Genomic DNA, 22,913 nt, shown 5'->3' on the forward strand with positions numbered 1-22,913 from the left:
TATTATTCTTTAATGCTGTAACGAAAAATTAAACAGGCATGCTCATAATTTCTTTATAAGCTTCTACAAGTTTATTCCTAACTTGAACAGTCGCTTCAAATGCTACGCCTGATTTTTCTCTCGCAATAACGGTATCTGATAATGTCACTGTGCTATCGCCCATTTCTAAACGAGTCGCTAAGTTACCCGCATTCGTCTGTAATTCTGCGACACCACCAACAGCTTGAGATAGCAACTGACCAAAATCAGCACCTGTTGTATTACCGACTTGTTGAATCATATCCGGTTTGATTGGCGAGCCTAAATTTGGAGAGATTTCGCCACGTAAGGATTGCATTTCTTGTAAAAAAGGATTTGAGCCAATCTGCATTGTAATCTCCATTCGCCGGATAATTGACGAGTTAAAACAGTTACAATAGATTTAGCAAGTAGGATGCCAACAATAAATAATTTGCACCAAAGTGCGAGAAATGAAGTCTAAAGTGAGTTGAGTGAGGAATAAATAGCCAAAAAAGAACCGCTAGAATAACTTATAGCAGCTCTATGTTCTTTTTAGTGGCAATAATAATATTCTATGCGGGAACTTGAATTCCTAAATCTCGCATTTTAGCCATTTTATAACGAAGGGTTCTAGCACTGATCCCCAACTTTTCAGCGACGTCTTTACGACTGCCGTTACATTGGTTTAAGGTTTCCAAAATGATGACATGTTCTTGCGCCTGCAGCTCTCCACCAAGACCATCGTTATCAGCAGCTTGTGCCGGTTGCTCTTCAACTTGCAAATTAATATCTTGTGAATCAAGAATGATATCCCCAGGACAAATAAACTCATTATTATTAAGAATTAATGCCCGTTGAATTACATTGTCTAGCTCACGTACATTACCAGGCCAGCGATAAGCTAATAGACGTCGGCAAGCGGCTTCATCAAATGCTGGAACAGGTGCTATATTAAATGCTTTGGCATGCTTAACCAGTAAATGCCGCGCTAACGGTAAGATATCCGCAGGTCGTTGATTTAATGCAGGCCAAGTTAATGGGAACACATTAATTCGGTAATATAAGTCTTCCCTAAATGCCCCTGACATAGCCATAGATTTAAGGTCACGGTTGGAAGTTGCCAACACTCTCACATCCAGTGAAATGGTTTTTCGTCCACCTAAACGTTCAACTTCGCGCTCTTGCAGTACCCGTAATAATTTTGCCTGCAGACTCAATTCCATTTCTGAAATTTCATCCAGCAAAATCGTGCCACCTTGAGCTTGCTCAAATTTTCCAGGACAGGCTTGATATGCGCCGGTAAAAGCGCCTTTTTCATAACCAAATAAGGTGGCTTCGAGCATATTTTCAGGGATCGCAGCACAGTTTATGGCAATAAAAGGTTGTGTTGCTCGTGGGCTATTTTGGTGAATGTATCGGGCAAGCACTTCTTTGCCTGAGCCACTAGGTCCCATAATCATCACCGAAGCATCAGAACTGGCAACGCGTCTAGCAATGTTCAGTAGCGCCAAACTTTTGTCATCAGCCACTACGGGTTGATCGAGGTTCTGCTTTAAAGGTAAATAACGAGAGACTTGATTCAATAATACTTCTGGCGCAAATGGCTTGGCTAAATAATCAACGGCACCTAATTTAATCGCACTGACAGCACTATCAATAGTGGCAAAGGCGGTCATTAATAGCACTGGCATTTTACTTTGATGCTGCTGTAAATAATTTAATAACCCTAGCCCACCAATGCCTTCCATCTGAACATCACTGATGACCATATCAAACTCTGAGGTTTTCATCGCAATGATCGCTTCTTCGGCTGAGGCTACATCAACGCATTCATAATGCGCCAACATCAATGTATCCAATAAAGCTTCGCGAAGTGACGCATCATCTTCAACTAACAATAACTTAGCTTCACTCATGAAATGCCTCTGCTTGTTTTTCTTCTAAAATAAATGGAAAAGATAACCGTATTAAACAACCTTTATCTGGTTGTGATGAAACTTGTAATGTCCCACCATGATTTCTAACCACAGTATGAACAACCGCTAAACCTAATCCTGTACCCTGGCTTTTAGTGGTAAAAAAGGGCTCAAGGATCTGTTGCTGCATATCTACTGATAACCCTTTACCGTTATCAATCACATCAATATTAATACCTTTTTCATCAGCACCAGTAATGATCCGAATTTCAGAAGCATTCGCCTCTAAGCTATTCATCACTAAATTATTAATCGCAGAACTGAGCGCATTAGAATTAGCGAGAATTTCTTTATCAGTATGGTCAAAAAAATGTAACGTACACTGTTTACTTTCTGCTATTGGCTCACAATTGGCCAGTACGGGATCTATTATAGTTGCAGTAGAGACAGCTGTAGCAGCACCATCCTGCTTATTTCTAGCCATAAGCAGCATGTCATTAACTTGGCGTTCTAGTTCATTCAGTCTATCCACTAACTTACCCTGAAAACGCTTTTTAGCCACATCATTTAATTTAGGACTCGCAAGGTTTGACGCATAAAGCATCGCGGCAGACAGTGGCGTGCGAACTTGATGTGCCAGTGTTGCAACCATTTTCCCCAATGCAGATAAGCGCTGTAGATGAGATAAATTCTTTTGAAGCAAACGCGTTTCAGTCAAATCAGTTAACACAATCAGCTGGCCAGGCTCCGGTGATAACGGCGTTATAGCGAGTTTAACTCTGCGACCATCTTTTAATGAAACTTCATGTCCATCATCATCTTGCGGAGAGAAAGCGCGATTAATGATATCAAACCATTTAGCACCTTGTAGTGGACGACCTAATAACTCTGTCGCCACTGGGTTTGCCAATGTGACGACACCATCGCCATTAAGAATTACAACACCAGATGGCATAGCCTGAAGAATATGTGCCATTTGATTTGACATATTAGCAGCCTTTTTCGGGAGTGAATGTTCCATCTTTTCAGCAGATGAAGCCTCATCAGTGATATAGGCAGGCACAGCCACTTCACTATAGCTTTCAGAGAATGCTTGCTGAATCGCTATTTTTTGTGCTGAATACATGTTCACTCCGTCAAAATAATTACTTTGATAGTGCTAATGCATTTGATATGCCAGTTTAAAGTTTACTGTTCACAGAAACAAAAAAAGCATGCCTATATGACATGCTTTTTTATTAAAATTAAAAAGTTAGCTGAAAGGATATTAATCCTTACTCATGCCATATTTACGCATTTTTTCAACTAACGTTGTTCTACGGATACCTAACATTTCAGCCGCTCTCGCCACAACACTGTCTTGCTGTTCAAGCGCTTGACGTATCATATCAATCTCAAGCTCGGCTAAAAGATCCTTAAGATTAACCCCTTCAGGTGGAAGCTCACTTGGAAAACGCGTCTCAGGTAACTCAATTGGCTCTTCATCACTGAATATCGACGCTAAAGCATCACGCTCTTGTTGTTCTTCACTGATTTCTACGCAGTATTCTGGCACATCAATGTAGCGATACTTTCTAGGAAGATCATTTACATCGACTAAACCACCAGGGAACAAAATAGTAAGACGTTCAACTAAATTAGATAACTCACGCACATTGCCAGACCAATTGTGTTCTTTAAGTGACTCAATGGCACGTTGAGTAAAGCGCACTTTACCTCGACCTTCATTAAAAACACGACTCACTAACTCTTGCAGTAAAAGTGGCACATCATCTCGGCGTTCACTCAACGAAGGCATTTCTATTGGAAACACATTTAATCGATAATAAAGATCTTCACGGAATAGGTTTTCAGTGATCATGTGTTCAAGATCACGATGGGTTGCCGCAACCACACGAACATCGGTACTGATAGTTTTAGAGCCACCAACGCGTTCAAACATTTTCTCTTGAAGCACACGCAATAACTTAACTTGCATTTGTAAGGGCATGTCACCAATTTCGTCTAAAAACAGTGTGCCGCCCTCAGCAAGTTCAAAACGCCCCTTTCGTGTTGAAATAGCGCCAGTAAAAGAGCCTTTTTCATGTCCAAACAGTTCACTTTCGAGTAACTCCGGTGGAATAGCGCCACAGTTTACCGGAATAAACGGTCCATCTCTGCGTTCAGACATGTAGTGGATATTGCGGGCAACGACTTCTTTACCCGTTCCAGACTGACCTAAAACCAACGCAGTGGCATCAGAAGTGGCCACCTGGCTGATTAAGTGCCTGACATTTGCAATGCCTTCACTGCGCCCGACTAAACTTCTAAATAGTTTTGTTTGGTTCGCACTGGTTTGGGTTTGTGGTTGTTTAGCCTGACCATATACTTGGCAAAAATGCAGTAATTCCGTTAATTGCGGGTAATTGATGGGTTCTTCAATTGAACCTAAGATATTGACACCTTTGGCAGCACTGTCACCCAACAGCAATACAGGTTGCCAAGGTATAGAAGACTGGATGTCTTTAATAAACTCTACTGAAGCTGATTCAATATCAACCACTAGAGCTCTGTAACGAGACTCGCGGGTTAAGGGTGCGAGCTGCTCAGTAGTAATGAGATGATATTGTTCATCTAAAAAATCAAAAATACAACAAAGACGAGACACACGCTCAGAAGGTTCAGCAACAATTAATATTCGTTGTTCAATTTGCATCATTAAGAAGGCCAGAGCTCGAGTTATTATTCATTCACCGATATTATCTCGTTATTTGAGATAAAACGAAAGCACCACGTGAATGTGACTATTACAGGCTATATATAAAAGTCTAATGACAATTTTATAATATAAACACTAACATACCATTTTACAGACACGCTTCTATTACTTTAGCTATAAAAATAGACATATGCATAATAATGTTTAAACGAATGTGTAATAGTAAATATTGTATTATCGGCGCATGAGAATCAAGTACCGAATAAGAATATTGTAGCATGCTATTGATTTATGGCACTAATAGATGTTTTTATAATCAAGTTTTAAGTCAAAATTAACGAAATGATTTTATAGCTGGTGCTTAGGCATAAATAAGACACAAAAAAGGCGCTAAAAGCGCCTATTTTTACATCTCACCTTAACTGGCTTCAGAAGTCATATGATGCATGTCTTTTGGAATAGCATCCCAGCCTTCTTTGATGGTCCTGAGTATTGAAGTGACATCATCAATCGCGGCTACATCATTATTCATGTTGGCTTCAGATACACGACGCAACATAAAGTCATATAAATCACTTAAATTGCTTGCTACGGAATCTTGAACATCCATATTTAAGCTACCATTTAAACCATTAATGATCCCAATAGCTTTATTAATGAATATGCCTTTACTTGCAAGATCATTATTCTCAATAGCATAGCGGCTTTGAGCTAAACGCAGTAATGCGCCATCAAACATCATTTGTATAATTCTGTGCGGAGAAGCAACTGCTATCTCACTATCTAAAGAGACTTTACGATAAGACTTTATTGATCCTCTCATAGGAACCACCTTTTACTTATTTGCATCAACGGATTGATATAGATTTATCTGGCGCTGATTTTTCTTTCTGAGATTAAGCAAAGATTGAATATGTGAAAGTACTTTACTGGCGCGTTTTTCAAAAGCTTGAGTAATCAATAATTGCTCATTCAAAACAGTTCGAACCACTTCAATATTGTCATCTTTAAAATCATCAAGTAAAATTTGACGCTTCTGCACCAACTCCTGCAATTTTAATACCAGCTCATCAGACTTTTCATCTTCTGAAGGTAAGTTTTCTAGTTCATTAAGCGTATCATCGACACGTTGATTAATATTTTCTAGCAACGGAATACCCTAAATTTATGATTGAGGAACAACGCCAGGTAAAGAGTTAAGTCTATCCACCAAACCTGAACTCTGTTGATTCATTTGTGCGACAATTAAATCCATCGCATTAAATTGTTTGAACAATCTTGCTTCTAGCATCTCCATTTTCAAACTAAATGATTCACGTTGATCATCTAAACGGCTTTGCTCTTTCGTTAAACTGGTGTTGCGGCTATCAATTAAGCCTCCAGACTCAACATAGCTCTCAACGAGTGTATCTAATCGATTAGCAATACCGGTATCAGGAGAAGCAAATAAACCTTCAACTAAATTCATATCTTCGCTAATGATTTTATCCAGCTTAGTGCTATCAATTGACAGTTTTCCGTAACGGTCCGTTTCAATACCAATATCATAAAGTGCGGTAGAACTGCCATCGACATCGACTCGAGTACTAATAACACTGCGCATTTGTGACTCTATTGAGCGTATCATTGAGTCACCTTGTAAAGCGGCAGCTTCCTCATTTTCTACATCATATTTCGAAAGACTACTAATGGAATCGACTAAACTGTTGTATGCATCAACAAAACCTTGAATATTGTCTTTTACGCTTTCATCATCTTGTTCTATTTTTAATGTAGATGTCTTACTCATATCAGCTTCGGTCAGTGATAAAGTTACTCCGACAATGGCATCCTTAACTTCATTAGACTGTGAAGTCACTTTTTGCCCATCAATGTAGACTATTGAATTTTTTGCATCACTCAATGTGGTCAAATTACCCGCACCAAACATATCATTTAAGCCAGAGCCTGCAGTGTCATTTGCAACCACAGAAACTTCGTTATCGGTTCCAGTTTCATCAGAACTAAATACCAACCGACTGCCAGCGTCACTTGTAATAATGGTGGCCGTAATTCCTGAATTATCATCAGCGCTATTAATTTTATCTGCAATATCTTTAAGGCTATCGGTTGCTTCTATATCAACTGAAAACGCTTCACCATTTACCGATAAATCGAGGCTACCTTGACCAACAGCAGACGTTGCATCAGCAACATTCGTTCCTGCAATTTTATGCGAGGAAGCTAATTGCTCCACTTGAATTTGATAGTTGCCAGTCTGCGCAGTTTTGTCAGCTGTAGCACCAAAATAAATGCTGTCACCCGTTGAGACATTTCTAATATTCAAAGAGTCTGGATCAGTTAATTTTTCTAAAGCATCTTGGAACGTGGCTAACTTACTTTTTAAAGTACCTATACCAGAAACTTTAGATTCAATGGTTTCTTCCGTTTTATCAAATAATGCTTCTTTAGGAAGCTTTTCGGCATCAACTAACACACCAACAATAGTGTTAATATCTAATCCAGATCCAATACCGGTTGCTGTTAATGCCATGATGTGCTCCTAAAATGCTACTAGCTAATTTTGACTTACGCTTCTGTTTTAAGCAAAAAACCAGCCACTTCTGCTAATTTTTGCGATAATTCTAATGCTTCTTCATTTGGAATTTGACGAATAATATCGCCAGAGTCAAGATCGAGAACATTGACGATTTGCTTACCCGACTCATCATCAATTTTAAAGGCTAATCCTTTACGCATCAGTGATACCATGCTATTGAGTTCATCAACGAGTTCTGCAACCTCAACATCTTTGGGCTTTTCTTTTGCCGTTTCTTCTGTGAGCGATTCAGCCTTAGCCAATTCGGACACTTTAAACTTGTCTTCATTGTCTTTAATGTTATTTTCAGCTAATCGCTGAGTTCCTATATAGTCAGATACAACTTGTTGAGGACCATTAACATTTAATTCCATAGTCATATTATACCCCCAGAAAAAACAATTTGATTAAAAAAAGGGAGATTCTAGTAGAATCTCCCTTCTTTAAATCGTTTTTAATCGAACTTTAGCTTACTTTTCGATTAAAGAAGAGATAATGCTATTTGCGGCAGTTGGTTCGCTTGAGCCAACATAGAAGAACCTGTTTGCTGTAGAACTTGGTTCTTGGTCATTTCAGCCGTTTCTTTCGCGAAATCGACATCAACAATACGGCTCTTAGCATCTGCAACGTTCGCCTGAGTATTTGCACTGTTAGCAATGTTGTGTGCTAAGCGGTTTTGTTTTGCACCTAAATCAGCACGTTGAGTATCAATAGAAGTGATAGCTGCATCGATTGCAGTTAAAGAGGCTGAACGACCTGCTGATGTCGCATTAGTCAAAGCGCCGACAGCCAATGAGCTAGCATCAGTTTTCTTAACACTGATAGTAATATTTTCGCCAGCCTGATGACCTACCTGGAAGTTTTTACCGCCAGAGAATCCACCATCCATTAATTTGGTATCACCAAAAGCGGTGTTATTGCCGATTTCTGTAATTTCTAGAGCTAATTCGTCCATTTCAGATTTAATTGCTGTTAAATCTGCTGTGCTGTTTGCACCGTTTTCTGATTGTACCGTTAGGTCACGCATACGCTGAAGCATGTTTGTTTGCTCTTGCATTGCACCTTCAGAGATTTGTGCAATTGAAATGGCATCGTTAGCATTACGCATACCAACTTCCAAACCTCTAACCTGAGAATTCAAACGGTTTGAAATTGCTAAACCAGCAGCATCATCTTTTGCACTATTAATACGTAAACCTGAAGACAAACGCTCCATTGAGGTAGCAAGACCATTTGTTGACGAGTTAAGGTTCTTTTGTGCTTTCATTGACGTTACGTTTGTATTTACTGTAATAGCCATAATTTGATTCCTCTTTATACCTGGCTTTAAAACATTGCCTGTCTAGTGTCGCCAGGCGGGTCTATTGGGTTACAAATACTGTAACGGCAGCATGTTTTTATTCTTTAGCTTTTTTTTTAAACAATTTGAATTTTTATGAATAATAACGCGCTAAACCCTAGATATAGCGGGTAATTTTCACAATAGAAAAATTAAATTTCAAGCAAAAAAAATCCATCATAAAAAATTATGATGGATTTTAAAGAGTAAAACTAAAGAGCCAATAACTTATCCCAGTAGAGATAACGCAACTTGAGGTAACTGATTTGCTTGCGCAAGCATCGAACTACCTGTTTGTTGCAGAACTTGGTTCTTGGTCATTTCAGCTGTTTCTTTGGCGAAATCCACATCCACAATACGACTCTTAGCATCAGCTACGTTAGCTTGGGTATTCGCGCTATTAGCAATGTTATGGGCTAGACGGTTCTGCTTTGCACCTAAATCAGCACGTTGTCCGTCAATTGTTTTAATCGCTGCATCAATATTTGTTAAAGATGCGCTTCTTCCAGCTGAAGTCGCATTCGTAAGAGCACCAACAGCCAAACTTGATGAGTCAATTTTATTTACGCTAATTGAAATACTTTCACCGGCCTGATGGCCTACCTGGAAAGTCTTACCAGCAGAAAAACCACCATCCATTAATTTCGTATCACCAAAAGCAGTATTGTTACCGATTTCAGTTATTTCTAATGCTAGCTCATCCATCTCAGCTTTAATCGATAATAAATCTTGCGTACTGTTTGCACCATTTTCAGATTGAATAGTTAAGTCACGCATACGTTGCAACATATTAGTTTGCTCTTGCATCGCACCTTCAGCAATTTGAGCAATCGATATTGCATCGTTAGCATTTCGCATACCAACTTCTAAGCCGCGAACTTGTGAGTTCAAGCGATTAGAGATTGCAAGACCTGCAGCATCGTCTTTCGCACTATTAATACGTAGACCAGATGATAAACGCTCCATCGAGGTTGAAAGCCCCTGAGTTGAACTATTTAAGTTTTTTTGCGCTTTCATTGACGTTACGTTGGTATTTACTGTAATAGCCATATATAAATCCTCATTCTTAGTTTTGTTGCCAAGACTTTGGAGCTTGGCTAAATATTACAATTTAACGATTAATTCTTTATTCACTCGATCTTGCTCAATACATCTCTTTTGATGTATTCAAACTAGACGTAGTCAAACTAGATGTAGTCAAATAGTGAAATTGACCCTACTTTTGCAAAAACACTCGATACTGCATTAAGTGCTAGTTGCTGCTTTTCAAACTCTGTAATTGCGGCGGCATAATCCAAATCTTCTAACATGGACAGTGCGCTACCATTTACAATTTTTTCTTCAGCATGATTAGTCTCAATGCTTTCTAAACCTTTTAAACTGTTACCAGCGACACTTCTTCCAACACTGACTTGTTTTTGACCACTATCAATACTATTCAATAGTTGTGCCAACTTTGAGTTTCCTTCTGGTGTATCTGCCAAATCCGGATCTTCTAACAAAGCAATGGCGCTATTAAGCTCATCAAGGATACTCACCGTAGCTTGAGGCTCCATGGTAAAACTATCGCCCGCAACAGGCTCTCCAGAGAGCTGAACTTCAATGCCATTAAACGAAACTGGTGTGCTCGGGTCAAAATTTGGAACTGTAGATACAACAGCGCCATTAGAGTCTAAAATGTTAAGATCGACATCAGAACCATTGGCAACAAAATTAAAAGTATAAGTATCCTCAACATAGGTTGACGGATCGACTATGCTGGCACTATCAACTAAAAAGTCACCTTGTTGCGACGGCAAATAATTGACGCCATAATCACCTAAAGGGTTAGGTGCATTCATAAAGATGCTATCACCAGGGACATTAGTCCCAACTGTTACCCCTGAAGCGACAATACTTTGTCTCACTCCAGAGTCGCCGCTATAAACAATTTCACCATTATTATTGAATGCAAATGGTGGCGTATTTGTTTTGGTGCCAGAAAACAGATAATTACCTGATTCATCTTTAGCATTCGCGATTGATAACAACTCATCTAAGCTCGTTCTCATTTCATCGGCAACCATTTGCCGCTCGCTTTGCGATAAACTGCCGTTTGCGCCTTTTTGTAACTGTTGACGCATGCTATCAATCAGGGTTTCAGTGCTACCAATTTTAGATTCGGTAACACCTAATCTATTTTTCGCATAGTCAATATTTTTGACATATTGATCAACCAGAGTATTTTTTTGTTTTAAATTATCAATACCAATAGCGGCTACCGGATCATCTCCAGCAGTATTGACTTTTTTGCCACTGGCTAGCTGCTCTAATATTTTATTTGTTGCCGACTGACCCTTAGTTAAACTTTGGGTATTTTGCTGAAACATTTGCGCAGTTGAAATTCGCATAACCTAATCTCCTAACGAACTGAGCTAATTAATGAGTCAAACATCTGCTGCGCAGTTGTCATTATTCGAGCAGAAGCTTGATAAGCTTGCTGAAAACGCATTAAGTTTGCCGCTTCTTCATCTAAATTCACTCCAGACTCACTTTGCACACGATTATAAGCTTGCTGATAAACCGCTTCGTTTGAGGATAAACTCACTGTTGCCGCTTTAGCTTTACTGGCCACATCCAATTTTGAGCCTTCAAACACACCATCCAAAGTCGATGAGCCATTGTTCATGAGTTTCGCATCAGATAATTTAGCCATTTCAATGGCATTACTGTTATCACCTTCAGCAAATGATAAATCAAAGGTATAGCGATCTGTTACACCAGCAACTGAGGTATCATTTACTTCAAAACTAAAGCCAAAAGGGGTATCTATTTGTGGTGGCGTAAACGCAGTAGGAGCACCGACAGTATTGCCATCAGTGTCATATACCTGATAAGTATTGTTAGCAGTGTCGACTTCAACAGTTAATTCACTACCTGTTTCAGGGAAACCACTAACACTGCGATCAATGCCATTAAGTTTGACACTGGTGTAGCCTGAATTAGCATCATCAGCGGTTATGGTTGAGCCCGCTGCTGCAATCCCTCTAGGATCGGTCATGTCAACACTAATACCCGCTGCAGCCCCTGCATTAGGTCTAATTTCAAAACGGTCCCCGTCAGCAAAACTACCAGAGTCAATTTGAATACTAAAACCATCGGCGCCTTCAAGCTGACCATTGTTGAGGGTTAATGGTTGAGTTTTACCGGTTTGGGTGTCTTTTAATTCGTAAGTTGATGGCGCAGTAAATGACAACTCGTATGAATTCCCCGTTAACTGGCCAACATCATCAATATTGACTTTTAATGCGGCTGTACCAGTATTGTTTTCGTATGCACCAACACGTCCTGACGACATCTTCGGATCATTAATATCTGTAAAAATATTACTGCCTATATTGCCATCTAAATCAAAGCCGTTTTGTTGCATTTCATTAAATGCATCAGCAATGCCCAATGCTAGTTGACCTAATTCTTGAGCAACAGGAACCAATGTGTCATCTCGAAACTTAAACAATTCCCCTAGTTGGCCACCTAATTTTGAACCATCTATCACTAAGGTATTGTTACCACTAGATGTGGTTAATCTAGGTTCATTTGGGTAAGGGTCACCTGTGGTTATGCCTACTTGCATAGACACTTCACCCGAGACCAGCATAACTGAACCGCCCAACATGACGCTTTTAGCCCCATTTTCGAGAGGAATGACATTAACTTCAGAATATTCGCTTAGCTCTAAAATTAATGCGTCTTGTTTATCTAATAGCTGGCTATCCATAACCGGTGATTTCATTAGCTCTAAATTAATATTTGCTAACTCTGAACTAATCTCATTGATACGATCTGCCACTGCACCAATTTGAGAATTAGTTTGTTTCATTTGAGAGTCTAGATGGGACTGCATTTGGTTCAGACTCGTCGCCGCTTGTTCTGCAGCACCTAACATACTGTTACGCAAGCCTATGTCTGAGGGTAAATCAGAAACACTATTAATACTCGCAAAAAAATCATTCAACCTACCAGGCACCATAGAGCCTATTTGTGAATAAAGCTGGTCCATTTCGGTCATTTTGCTATAGCGGGTTTCTGCACCACTCATTGATGTTTGACCAATACGAAGTTCTCTTGCGGCGTACTCGTTGTAAACCCTTTTCACATCAGAAACATAAGTACCTTGGCCGTAAAAGCTATTACCGATTTGTTGGGATTCTAACGTTGATTGCTCAGCGACTTGACGGTGATAACCGACAGTATTGGCATTCGAAATATTGTTACTGGTTACGCCCATTTGTGATTGAGCAGCTAGGACACCAGAACGGGCAATGTTTAATAAATCAATAGCCATTAGTTAGTCTCTCCAGGTAATACTGATTTGAGTCCGTTGGTCACTGACTCCATGACTTTCAATACCTTATTTGCGTATTGAGGATCGGTTGCATAACCAGCTTTTTGTAAGGCATTAATGAATTTTGCCGGTTCTGCGGCCACTTTCTTGGCATCTTGGTAACGCTCACCATTTGAGATAAAGGACACAAAATCATCAAAGCTCTGTTCGATGTTGTCATACATCCTAAAATCTGCTTTTTGTTTTACTGCAACGCCTTTTTCAAACTCCAAGGTGCTGACAGAGGTTTTATCGCCATCCCAGCGTTTATCGGCTTTAATATTGAATAAGTTATTACTCGCAGTGCCATCATTGCGGCGAATAATTTTTTGACCCCAACCAGTTTCTAAAGCAGATTGCGCCAATAACACTTCTGGTGTTGTACCTAACTTTTTGGCTGCTTTTTCTGCATGGGGATAAAGCACAGTTACAAAATGTTGTGGGCTTTCAAATTGATTAGGCGATTTAGCTACCGATTGCGGCAATGCATTGCCACTGGCAGTAACGGGATTAACCGCTTGGCCAGCTAAAAGTTGATCGAGTTTTTGTGTATCAATAACTGAATGGCTAGTAGACAACTGGTTGATATCAATGACAGGCTTGTCTGCTGTTGTGGTCGTTATCGGATTAATGCTGCCATGGGGTAGTGACGTTGATTTGTCATCAAATAGCTGGTGGCCAATCCTAGAGTCAATATTGCCACGTAAAACAGAAGCTGGTTTATAGTTGGAATCTTCAGGGGAAAGCTGTTGCACCATCATGTCAGCAATTCCCAACATGCCTTTATCTGATAGATTCAATGACATTTGTTGGTCACGCATATTTTCAAAAAATGCGGTGGTTTCGCTGTTCAATGGACTATCTGATTTAAAAGCTTCGTTGGCATCACGCATGCTTTTCATCAGCATTTGAATGAATATCCCTTCAAACTGCTTGGCAACTTCTTTCAAAGCTGCCTTCTCGTCTTTCTGGGATTGAGAACGTAATTGGTCTAGTCCTCCTAGATCCAGAAAGTTCGATGCACTTGACAGCTTTTCCATAGTCATACCGACAATATTTAGATGATGATAAGTTCACCATGCAAAGCGCCTGCCATCTTTAACGCTTCAAGTATTGCAAGTACATCTGAAGGAGCTGCACCAACCAGGTTAACCGCTCTAACTAGCTCATCTAGCGTGGTTCCGGGGTCAAACAAAAACATGCGACTATCATCTTCTATTACATCAATTGTACTATCGGTAGTGACAACAGTTTGACCACCAGCAAGCGCATTAGGCTGCGAGACTTGAGTTGCCTCTGCAATAGTGACAGTTAATCCGCCATGGGTTACCGCTGCAGGCATCAAGCGTACATTTTGGCCCACTACAATAGTCCCCGTGCGTGAGTTAACAATGACTTTTGCTGACTCATCGGCTATTTCGACTTCGATATTCTCAAGCGTGGCGAGAAACGATACCCGCTGTGAGGCATCACGGGGCGCGCTAACTTGCACTGAGGTGGCATCTAATGCTCTTGCCATACCTGGGCCTAATAAGTCATTAATGGCTTGTTCCATATTTTTGGCTGTAGAAAAGTCAGAGCGACGTAAGTTGAAAGTTAAATGATCCCCTGTTGCAAACGGTGACATAACACTGCGTTCAACCATTGCGCCACTTGGTATACGACCTACCGTCGGTGTATTTTGAATAACCCTTGAGCCATCTTGGCCTTCAGCACTAAAGCCACTTACGATAAGTGTACCTTGAGCAATAGCATAAACATTACCATCAACACCTTTAAGGAACGTTTGTAAAAGGGTACCACCACGTAAGCTTTTAGCTTCACCAATACTTGATACGGTAATGTCAATATTTTGACCGGGCTTTATAAAGGCTGGCATTTCAGCATGAACCGCTACAACTGCTGAGTTTTTAGTTTTCGGGTTAACATTATCAGCTAAGTTAATACCAAAGTTTTTTAGCATGGTTCTGAAGGTTTGTTCGGTATAGCGAGTTTTTTCACCTGTACCTGGTAGACCCACAACTAAGCCATAACCAATGAGCTGGTTACTACGCACGCCTTGTATATTGGCGATATCTTTAATGCGCTGAGCTTGTGCGGGTAATGTGACTATAGCTAGTGATAGAATCAATAAAATAAGTGATTTAATTTTCATGGCATGCTCCTTAGAAAGGCCACCATTCACCCATAAAGAATGAGCTTAACCAACCCACTTTTTGGGCATCGGCAAAAGTGCCCGTTCCGCTATATTGAATGCGTGCATTAGCAACACGTGTCGATTCAACGGTATTATCAGGGGTAATATCTTGGCTTCGCACCATACCAGTGACTCGGATAAACTCATCACCATTATTAATTGATATCCATTTTTCGCCGCGAATAACAAGGTTACCGTTACTTAGTACCTGCATGACGTTGGCCGAAATACTGCCATCTAAACTGTTAGACTGGTCGGCATCTGATTCACGTTTGGTATTCATTGAGTCTGAATAACGTAGATCAATTGGCATACCTTTAATGGTGACATTGCCACCACCGGCATAAACAGGGTCAACGCTTAAATCTGAGCCTTTCTTGATTTCGTTATTAGCGCTTTTAGTCGCTTGAGTCGATTCATTTAACAGTACGGTAATAATGTCACCCACCTTGTGAGCTCGAATATCTGAGTACAAACTTGATGCTTGTTGATCCATATAAATTGACCCCGTAGACACCACCTTTGTCACTGGCGCTTCAGGGTATATCGGTGCATAAAATGGATCATCAGGTATCGGTTTATGCTGAGTAGAGCCACAACCCATCAACAGTAATGCTGATGTTAAGATGATATATTTATTCATAATCTCTTCTCCAGGCATCAAGCGTTATAAGTTTTGCGTAACGTATGACATCATCTGATCGACAGCTGAAATCACTTTTGAATTCATTTCATAATTACGCTGACTTTGAATCAGGTTTACTAACTCTTCTGTCACGTTCACATTTGATGTTTCAAGCGCACCTTGACGAATAGCGCCTAAACCATCTAAAGAAGCAGTACCTTGGATCGGTGTACCACTTGCTCCAGTTTCGGTATAAAGGTTTTGCCCTAATGGATCTAATCCTGACGGATTAATAAAATCGCTCATTGCTAGCTGGCCAACAACCGTGCTTTCTGTCGCACCTGATAATTTGACTGAAATTTCACCTTCAGAAGAAACGGTAATGGATGTTGCATCATCCGGAATGGTAATCGCTGGCTGAATGACATAACCAGAGCCGGGGGTCACAATTTGACCATTTTCATCTAAACTGAACTGACCATTTCGGGTATAAGCAGCTGTACCATCAGGCATCTCAACTTCAAAGAATCCAGGCCCTTCAATCATCAAATCCAAAGAGTTATCAGTAGTCAGCATGTTGCCTTGGGTAAACATCTTTTGTGTTGCAACAACCTTAGTACCAGCACCTAGGTTTAATCCATTGGGCAATTTAGTGTTATCAGCACTAATACCACCCGCCTGATTAACTGTTTGATATAACAAATCTTCAAACACTGCTCGGCTCTTTTTAAAACCAATTGTACTGGCGTTGGCAACGTTGTTAGAAATAACAGCAATGTCGGTTTGTTGGGCATCAAGACCCGTTTTACTAATCCATAAAGCAGGATGCATAATATTTACTCCTAACTAACTCTCAATAGAGACGATGATGAACGATCAAGTTCTTCAGCATTCTTCATCATCTTCACTTGCATTTCGTATTGACGCTGGATATCGATTAACGCCACCATTTCTGACACAGCATTGACATTACTGCCTTCCAAAGCACCGCTTTCAACTTGTACATTGGGATCACTAGGAATATTTTGTCCCGATGTGAGTCTAAATAAACCGTCTTCGCCACGCATCATGTTCGCATTACTGGGATTAACTAACTTTATTCGTGCGACTTCTTCGATAACATCAGCTGTTGCGCCTTGTGGTCTAACTGAAATAATACCTTCAGGCGAAATTTGGACTTTATCTACTGGTATAGGCAGAACAATGGGCCCCGTCTCTCCCATCACTGGGTTGCCTCTTGCGTTGGTGAGTAAACCAGTACTGTCAAAGTTTAAACTCCCAGATCGTGTGTAAGCCTCACCACCATCTTCAGCCTGAACCGCAATCCAACCACTATCTTTAATCGCAATATCTAAATTACGACCAGTGGTTTTTATTGGGCCTGAGTCAAAATTATGCCCAGGGCTTTCTGTCATCGCGAAAACACGTGTAGGTAAACCTTCACCAAAAGCTTGCATAGAGCGTGCTTGGGCCAAATCAGCTCTGAAGCCATCAGTATTAACATTAGCTAAATTGTTGGCACGAACGGCCAAAGCATTCATATTCTGCTTTGCTCCACTCATGGCAACATAAAGTAATTTGTCCATTTGCCGCTCCGTCAAACTTTCTTAATAACAAAAGATATATTTAGAGTAAGCAATCAGTGTGCCAAAGTATAATTAAGCAACGAAAATGAATTAAATGGATTGTAAAAACAGGAAGATAAAGAGATTAAAGCTAAAAGACAATAGATGATAAATGGCAAAAAGTTGCCGTTGCGGCAACTCTTTGACGATAATGTTTAGCGACTAAATTATTAGCGGATCTGCAATATCGTTTGGTTCAACGTATTATTAACTTCAAGCGTTCGAGAGTTAGCTTGGAAGTTACGCTGTGCTGAAATCAAGTCAACCAATTCTGTGGTTAAGTCTACGTTTGATTGCTCAAGTGCCGAAGAGCGAATACTACCAAACGTACCACTATTAGCTTCACCAGCTAATGCTGGACCTGAATCTAAGCTGGCCTTCCAAGAAGTATTACCCACTTGTGTTAAGCCTTGCTCATTAGCAAAGCGTACTAAAGCAACTCGCGCTAAAGGGACTGTAGAACCATTACTGTAACTGGCAGTAACTAGACCATCATCACCAACACCTACGTTAGTCAGACGGCCAACTGTAGTACCGTCTTGTGTAAGTTCAGTCACTTCAAATGGTGATGCATATTGTGTCGGATTATTGAATTCAATATCCAATTTTTGGCTACCATCAGCACCAGGACCTAATACATTCGCGCCATTAACACCAAGTTCAACTGTTGAAACAACAGCAGGATCTGAACCGGTATAGGCACCTGCATCGTTAAATTTTAATACTGAACCTTTCCATCCAGATGCATTCTCAGCTTGCTGAGGAGTGTCAGGTAAACCATCGCCAGTTGTATCGGTTTGATAAGAACCACCAGTTGCTGAATCGATATCAACCTGTTCACCATCTACTGCATAAAAAGCCACCCAGTTACTTTCACCTGTATATGAACCCCCTTCAGGTTTAACAAAGTAAGTGGTCATAATATGTGACTCACCTAAAGAGTCATAAATAGTCACTGAAGTAGAGTTATTAAAAGTGTCTGGATCATTTGGATCAAAGTTCGCAGGGTCTAATGCCGTTTCACCAACATTTAAATTCATTTGAAAACCAACTGAACCTGTCATTACAGGACTACCTGCAGTATCTGGAATTTTAATCGGTTGAGTTGTAGTTAAGCTCACTGAAGTTGAATTACCGCTGGCATCTACTGGGAAGCCTTGTAAAAAATTACCCGCTGAATCTGTCATATAACTTTCAGAGTTAACTTTAAACGCGCCTGCCCGTGTAAAGGCATGGTCTTGCGTTCCTTGTTCAGCAGATGTTACGAAAAATCCACCGCCACTGATCGCCATATCTAAAGAGTTACTGGTAAATTGTAAGCTACCTTGTTGAAACTGCTGGGCAACCTGAGTGGTAGTTGCACCGCCACCGACAGCGGTTTTGCTGTTAGAAAAAATGGAATTAGCATACACATCGGCAAATTCTGCACGGGATTCTTTAAAGCCGATAGTGTTAACGTTGGCAATGTTATTTGCAGTGGTGTTAAGATCTTTTTGAGCAGCAGCAATACCACTCAATGCTATATTAAACGACATAAATCACCTCTATACTCTCTAAATTCGGTTATGTTTTAACTGACAGTTTTCTGACAGTTTTTAGTTATTTTTGCAGTTAACATCAGCTTTCAGCAACAGCAAGTACATCAGATAATTGAATGCCACCAATGCCTCTAAGGTTAAGAATCGCCCCTGTTGCGACACTACCAAGTGACACGCTGGTTACATGGGCATAGGTTGAAACGGCTAAATCTTCCGCTTTACCATCGACTTTTCCGTTGGCTTTAAATGAATAAAGCCCTTCTTCAACAGGTTCACCATTCTTATCTAGCCCGTCCCATGACACATCAATGTTGCCACCAGCTGAGCCATCAACTTCAAAGGTTGTAATGACCTGCCCAGTTTCATCTTCTACAGATACAGTAATAGTATCGACAGGCGATGGGGTACTCACTACCCCTTTTATTTCTGAGTGTTCAGCTGATATATGACCGGTATCAGATGGAATTAACACTTTCTGGCCCACTAAACCTGATGCTTGTAGTGCCTGACTTGAACTCATAACACTGTTCAAGTTAAGAATTTCTTGATTTAACTTTGAAATACCATCAACCGTCGAAAAGGATGCCATTTGTGCAATCATTTGATCATTATCAACAGGCTCAAATGGGTCTTGCATCGACAACTGTTGGCTCAATAACGCAAAAAAATCGGCTTGGGTTAATTCGTTATTTTTAATTTCACCCGTTTCTTCCGTTGTTTCTTGCAGCTTTACACTGTCTAAAAATGTATTTCCTGTTGTCTCGGTTGTCGAAGAGTTGGTCGCTATACTTGACGCTGTTGACGACTTACTCTGCGGTAAAGACTGACTATAAGGATTTACGAGGCTCATAGGTTACCTCCAACAAAATTCATATTACTTACCCATACGAAGCGTTTGTTGCAGCATTGATTTAGCTGCATCAGCCACTTGGACATTCATTTGATATGACTGAGAAGCGGAAAGCATATCAGCCATCTCTTCCATAACATTTACATTTGGCTTATAGATAAACCCATCACCGTCAGCCATTGGGTGATTAGGAGAAAATTCTTTTAGTAGCGGCGCATCACTTTCAACAATACCTTTAACACTGACACTATGAGAGCTATTTTGCTGATGACTCGCTTTGGCCATTTCAGCTTCAAAAATAGGGTGACGTGCTTTATATGTCTCACCGACACTACTTGATACTGAATTAGCGTTAGCAATATTACTGGCGGTGGTATTTAAGCGAACTGATTGAGCAGACATTCCTGAACCAGACACATTGAAAATATTAAATAGACTCATGATTAATCACCTCTAATGGCTTTGCGCATGCCAGAAAACTTACTTTCAAGAAAACCTAACGACATTTGATACTCTAAAGAATTTTGCATGAAAGCAGACTTTTCCTCTTGAGAATCAACGGTATTACCATCGCCAGTATCAGGTTGATTAGGAACGCGAAATTGAACATGTTCTTCGCTTAATGCCTTCAAATCAAAGTGCTTGTCAGTGGTTTGACTCATTTGCAGCCCTTTTTGATGAGAGCGAGCACTATTCATAGCTGATTCAAAGTCGATATCTCGAGCTTTGTAACCTGGAGTATCTGAATTGGCGATATTACTAGAGAGCACTTCAGCCCTTTGAGCACGTATGCCCAACGAGTATTGATGTATTCCTAAACCATTTTCAAAATTAATCGCCATAAAATTGCCTCCATCAGCTAACTGATGATTACAAAGCAATCCTTATGCCAAAATAATAGAGTTTTGGTCAGAGAGAGAATAAAAATAAAAAATGCCGACGGACGCCAGCATTTAAAAGAGGTAAACGATTATAAATCAGCAACTTAAGATTAGGTTTTCTTTTGGTAATATATTCCAGGATTACAACGAACCATATTAAATTCATCAGTTAATCCTGAGATAGATTCTGACGCACCTAAGAATAAAATCCCATTTGGGTTAAGAGCGGCAGCGAATTGCCGCAAAATTTTAGCTTTTGCCTCAGGGGCAAAGTAGATCAGTACATTACGGCAAAAAATAATATCGAATTTACCTAATAAGCTATAACTCTCAAGTAAATTATGCGCCCTAAAATTAACGAGTCGCTTAACATTGTCTTTTACTTTCATATTCCCTGTCGGTAAAGCATCAAAGAACTGTCTTTTACGCTCTGGCGATAAGCCTCGAGCTAGCGCTAAACTGTCATATTCAGCATTTTTACAACGCTCAAGCATAGACGGTGATAAGTCTGTCGCTTGAATTGTCGCATTACCCGGTAAAGCGCCAGGTTTGCGCTGTTGATACTCAAGAATAGTCATAGCCAATGAATAAGGCTCTTGACCAGATGAACAAGCAGCAGACCAAATCTTTAATGGCCGACCTAAACGGCTATAGTCAGGTAATAATGCATTATGCAGTAATTCAAATGGGTATTTATCTCTAAACCATAAAGTTTCATTCGTAGTCATTGCATCTATGACTTCCGCTCTTAGCTGTCGCTCTGCAGGTTTCATAGAGCGTTTTACCACTTCAGACAATGACGGTAAATTGTGCTTCCCCATTAAAGGGGCTAAACGACTCCTCACTAAATATTGCTTATTGTCACCTAATACAATGCCACTATGTTGCTCTAAAAAGAGCTTAAATTGATTATATTCTGTTTCAGCAAGTGATTTATTCGGCACTTTTACACCTTATTGTTACGAGAGAAACCACGTTGTTTTCTCAATCTGGACGACTACTTTTTCGTTATTGATTCAACCAATAGCAAAAGCTAACTAACATTAAACCTGCCAACTAATCATAGTCAAAATTAACGTTTATACCTATAACATTAAATGTTTGTTGACTGCAGAGGCTAATTCATCAGGGTTAAATTTAGCAATAAAGTCATTCGCACCGACTTTTTCAACCATTGCTTGGTTGAATACACCACTTAATGATGTATGTAATACCACTTTAATATCTTTTAATTTGGGATCATCACGAATTTCTGCTGTGAGGGTATAACCATCCATTTCAGGCATTTCAATATCAGAAATAATCAATGGAATTTCATCGGCTACATTATCCATTTCACTCGCGATGGCTTTTAGCTTTATGAGGGCATCTTTACCATCTATGGCAGTATCAATCTGCAGGTTTAATGAAGATAGTGAACGAATAATTTGCTTACGGGCAACAGCTGAATCATCAATAACCATAATATGATAATGTCGTTCTTTATCAATGGTTATTGCATCGTTTGCTTCTTGGCTCAATTCTGTTTTGACCGGTGAAATTTCGTCTAAAATTTTCTCAACATCCAAGATTTCAACCAATTCACCTTCAATTTCAGTCACCGCAGTCAAATAGGAGTTACGCCCTGCACCTTGTGGTGGTGGCATAATTGATTCCCAATTCATATTAATAATCCGCTCAACTGAACTCACTAAAAAGCCCTGAATACTACGGTTATATTCTGAAATGATAATAAAACAATTTTCAGTTGACTCAATTGGACGCCCACCTGTCGCAGCGCTTAAATCAATCACTGAGATGGTAGAACCACGGATATGGGCAATACCTTTAATTAACGGGCTTAAGCGCGGTAATTTTGTTAATGGCGGACACTGCAGCACTTCTTTTACTTTAAAAACGTTAATACCAAAACGTTGACGACCGTTTAGTTTAAAAAGTAACAACTCAAGTCTATTCTGGCCAACGAGTTGGGTACGTTTGTTAACTGATTCAAGAATACTCGACATAACCCTGCCTTGTTTATTAATGCTAACCCTTCGGGTTTTATTATAAGTGCTTTCTACTAATGTAGTTTTATTGCGACTGTAAATCCATCTAAAGTGAACGGTATCATAGTAACAACAATGAATTAATCGATTAAGTCAATAAATGACGGTTATGGGCATACTTATTGCTTAGTATTCATAACTTGGGATCAAATAAGCTAATTGAGTAAAACAAGTCAAACTTCTGACAAGCAATACTCGTATTTAAATGAACCGCTTTTCATTCATAAGCTAGTCAAAGTATAGAGGTTATCTGGC

The 22,913-nt window shown here is 39.9% G+C and carries 23 protein-coding genes; all 23 read right to left on the reverse strand.

The window, feature by feature from the left end; genetic code table 11:
- Nucleotides 1-28: 28 nt before the first annotated feature.
- The 23 genes from fliE to FPK91_RS07245 all read right to left on the reverse strand — a co-directional run bounded on the left by fliE (nucleotide 29) and on the right by FPK91_RS07245 (nucleotide 22,616).
- Entirely contained in the window at nucleotides 29-370 is a 342-nt protein-coding gene (fliE, locus tag FPK91_RS07135; protein WP_144209958.1) for a flagellar hook-basal body complex protein FliE, read from the reverse strand.
- A gap of 202 nt (nucleotides 371-572) precedes the next feature.
- On the reverse strand, nucleotides 573-1,916 hold the full coding sequence (locus tag FPK91_RS07140) for a sigma-54-dependent transcriptional regulator (RefSeq protein WP_144209960.1): 1,344 nt from the start codon (nucleotides 1,914-1,916) through the stop codon (nucleotides 573-575).
- Entirely contained in the window at nucleotides 1,909-2,937 is a 1,029-nt protein-coding gene (locus FPK91_RS07145) for a sensor histidine kinase (RefSeq protein WP_144214238.1), read from the reverse strand. Before FPK91_RS07145 ends, FPK91_RS07140 begins: the two co-directional genes overlap by 8 nt.
- A gap of 246 nt (nucleotides 2,938-3,183) precedes the next feature.
- Nucleotides 3,184-4,614 carry a sigma-54 dependent transcriptional regulator gene (locus FPK91_RS07150; protein WP_144209962.1) on the reverse strand — a complete coding sequence of 477 codons (1,431 nt, stop codon included), beginning with the start codon at nucleotides 4,612-4,614 and terminating at the stop codon, nucleotides 3,184-3,186.
- A 418-nt stretch (nucleotides 4,615-5,032) separates the two neighbouring features.
- A complete protein-coding gene (fliS, locus tag FPK91_RS07155; RefSeq protein WP_144209964.1) occupies nucleotides 5,033-5,437 on the reverse strand; it encodes a flagellar export chaperone FliS in 405 nt (134 codons plus the stop codon).
- A 12-nt stretch (nucleotides 5,438-5,449) separates the two neighbouring features.
- The gene (locus FPK91_RS07160; RefSeq protein WP_144209966.1) at nucleotides 5,450-5,764 is read right to left on the reverse strand and encodes a hypothetical protein; all 315 of its coding nucleotides are present in this window, start codon (nucleotides 5,762-5,764) and stop codon (nucleotides 5,450-5,452) included.
- 15 nt (nucleotides 5,765-5,779) lie between these two features.
- On the reverse strand, nucleotides 5,780-7,147 hold the full coding sequence (gene fliD, locus FPK91_RS07165) for a flagellar filament capping protein FliD (RefSeq protein WP_144209968.1): 1,368 nt from the start codon (nucleotides 7,145-7,147) through the stop codon (nucleotides 5,780-5,782).
- Nucleotides 7,148-7,182: 35 nt separating this feature from the next.
- Nucleotides 7,183-7,572, reverse strand: coding sequence for a flagellar protein FlaG (locus FPK91_RS07170; RefSeq protein ID WP_227006710.1), 390 nt, complete (start codon nucleotides 7,570-7,572; stop codon nucleotides 7,183-7,185).
- 101 nt (nucleotides 7,573-7,673) lie between these two features.
- Entirely contained in the window at nucleotides 7,674-8,492 is an 819-nt protein-coding gene (locus FPK91_RS07175) for a flagellin N-terminal helical domain-containing protein (protein ID WP_144209970.1), read from the reverse strand.
- A 267-nt stretch (nucleotides 8,493-8,759) separates the two neighbouring features.
- Nucleotides 8,760-9,581 carry a flagellin N-terminal helical domain-containing protein gene (locus tag FPK91_RS07180; RefSeq protein WP_144209972.1) on the reverse strand — a complete coding sequence of 274 codons (822 nt, stop codon included), beginning with the start codon at nucleotides 9,579-9,581 and terminating at the stop codon, nucleotides 8,760-8,762.
- Between the two features lie 137 nt (nucleotides 9,582-9,718).
- On the reverse strand, nucleotides 9,719-10,921 hold the full coding sequence (flgL, locus tag FPK91_RS07185) for a flagellar hook-associated protein FlgL (RefSeq protein WP_144209975.1): 1,203 nt from the start codon (nucleotides 10,919-10,921) through the stop codon (nucleotides 9,719-9,721).
- An 11-nt stretch (nucleotides 10,922-10,932) separates the two neighbouring features.
- A complete protein-coding gene (flgK, locus tag FPK91_RS07190) occupies nucleotides 10,933-12,855 on the reverse strand; it encodes a flagellar hook-associated protein FlgK (protein ID WP_144209977.1) in 1,923 nt (640 codons plus the stop codon).
- The gene (gene flgJ / locus FPK91_RS07195) at nucleotides 12,855-13,934 is read right to left on the reverse strand and encodes a flagellar assembly peptidoglycan hydrolase FlgJ (RefSeq protein WP_144209979.1); all 1,080 of its coding nucleotides are present in this window, start codon (nucleotides 13,932-13,934) and stop codon (nucleotides 12,855-12,857) included. Before flgJ ends, flgK begins: the two co-directional genes overlap by 1 nt.
- Nucleotides 13,935-13,951: 17 nt before the next feature.
- Entirely contained in the window at nucleotides 13,952-15,049 is a 1,098-nt protein-coding gene (locus FPK91_RS07200; RefSeq protein ID WP_144209981.1) for a flagellar basal body P-ring protein FlgI, read from the reverse strand.
- 10 nt (nucleotides 15,050-15,059) lie between these two features.
- Nucleotides 15,060-15,734: a flagellar basal body L-ring protein FlgH gene (gene flgH, locus FPK91_RS07205; RefSeq protein WP_144209983.1), complete on the reverse strand. Its 675-nt coding sequence runs from the start codon at nucleotides 15,732-15,734 to the stop codon at nucleotides 15,060-15,062.
- 24 nt (nucleotides 15,735-15,758) lie between these two features.
- Entirely contained in the window at nucleotides 15,759-16,547 is a 789-nt protein-coding gene (flgG, locus tag FPK91_RS07210; RefSeq protein WP_144209984.1) for a flagellar basal-body rod protein FlgG, read from the reverse strand.
- A gap of 11 nt (nucleotides 16,548-16,558) precedes the next feature.
- Nucleotides 16,559-17,302 carry a flagellar basal-body rod protein FlgF gene (gene flgF / locus FPK91_RS07215; protein WP_144209986.1) on the reverse strand — a complete coding sequence of 248 codons (744 nt, stop codon included), beginning with the start codon at nucleotides 17,300-17,302 and terminating at the stop codon, nucleotides 16,559-16,561.
- Nucleotides 17,303-17,511: 209 nt separating this feature from the next.
- Nucleotides 17,512-18,876, reverse strand: a complete 1,365-nt coding sequence (flgE, locus tag FPK91_RS07220; RefSeq protein WP_144209988.1) for a flagellar hook protein FlgE — start codon at nucleotides 18,874-18,876, stop codon at nucleotides 17,512-17,514.
- A gap of 82 nt (nucleotides 18,877-18,958) precedes the next feature.
- On the reverse strand, nucleotides 18,959-19,729 hold the full coding sequence (gene flgD / locus FPK91_RS07225; RefSeq protein WP_144209990.1) for a flagellar hook assembly protein FlgD: 771 nt from the start codon (nucleotides 19,727-19,729) through the stop codon (nucleotides 18,959-18,961).
- Between the two features lie 24 nt (nucleotides 19,730-19,753).
- Entirely contained in the window at nucleotides 19,754-20,170 is a 417-nt protein-coding gene (gene flgC / locus FPK91_RS07230) for a flagellar basal body rod protein FlgC (protein ID WP_144209992.1), read from the reverse strand.
- Between the two features lie 2 nt (nucleotides 20,171-20,172).
- Nucleotides 20,173-20,571, reverse strand: coding sequence for a flagellar basal body rod protein FlgB (flgB, locus tag FPK91_RS07235; protein ID WP_144209994.1), 399 nt, complete (start codon nucleotides 20,569-20,571; stop codon nucleotides 20,173-20,175).
- 149 nt (nucleotides 20,572-20,720) lie between these two features.
- On the reverse strand, nucleotides 20,721-21,554 hold the full coding sequence (locus FPK91_RS07240) for a CheR family methyltransferase (protein WP_144209996.1): 834 nt from the start codon (nucleotides 21,552-21,554) through the stop codon (nucleotides 20,721-20,723).
- Nucleotides 21,555-21,695: 141 nt separating this feature from the next.
- Nucleotides 21,696-22,616 carry a chemotaxis protein CheV gene (locus FPK91_RS07245; protein WP_144209998.1) on the reverse strand — a complete coding sequence of 307 codons (921 nt, stop codon included), beginning with the start codon at nucleotides 22,614-22,616 and terminating at the stop codon, nucleotides 21,696-21,698.
- Nucleotides 22,617-22,913 lie beyond the last annotated feature (297 nt).

The organism is Shewanella donghaensis, from assembly GCF_007567505.1.
Lineage (GTDB): Bacteria > Pseudomonadota > Gammaproteobacteria > Enterobacterales > Shewanellaceae > Shewanella > Shewanella donghaensis.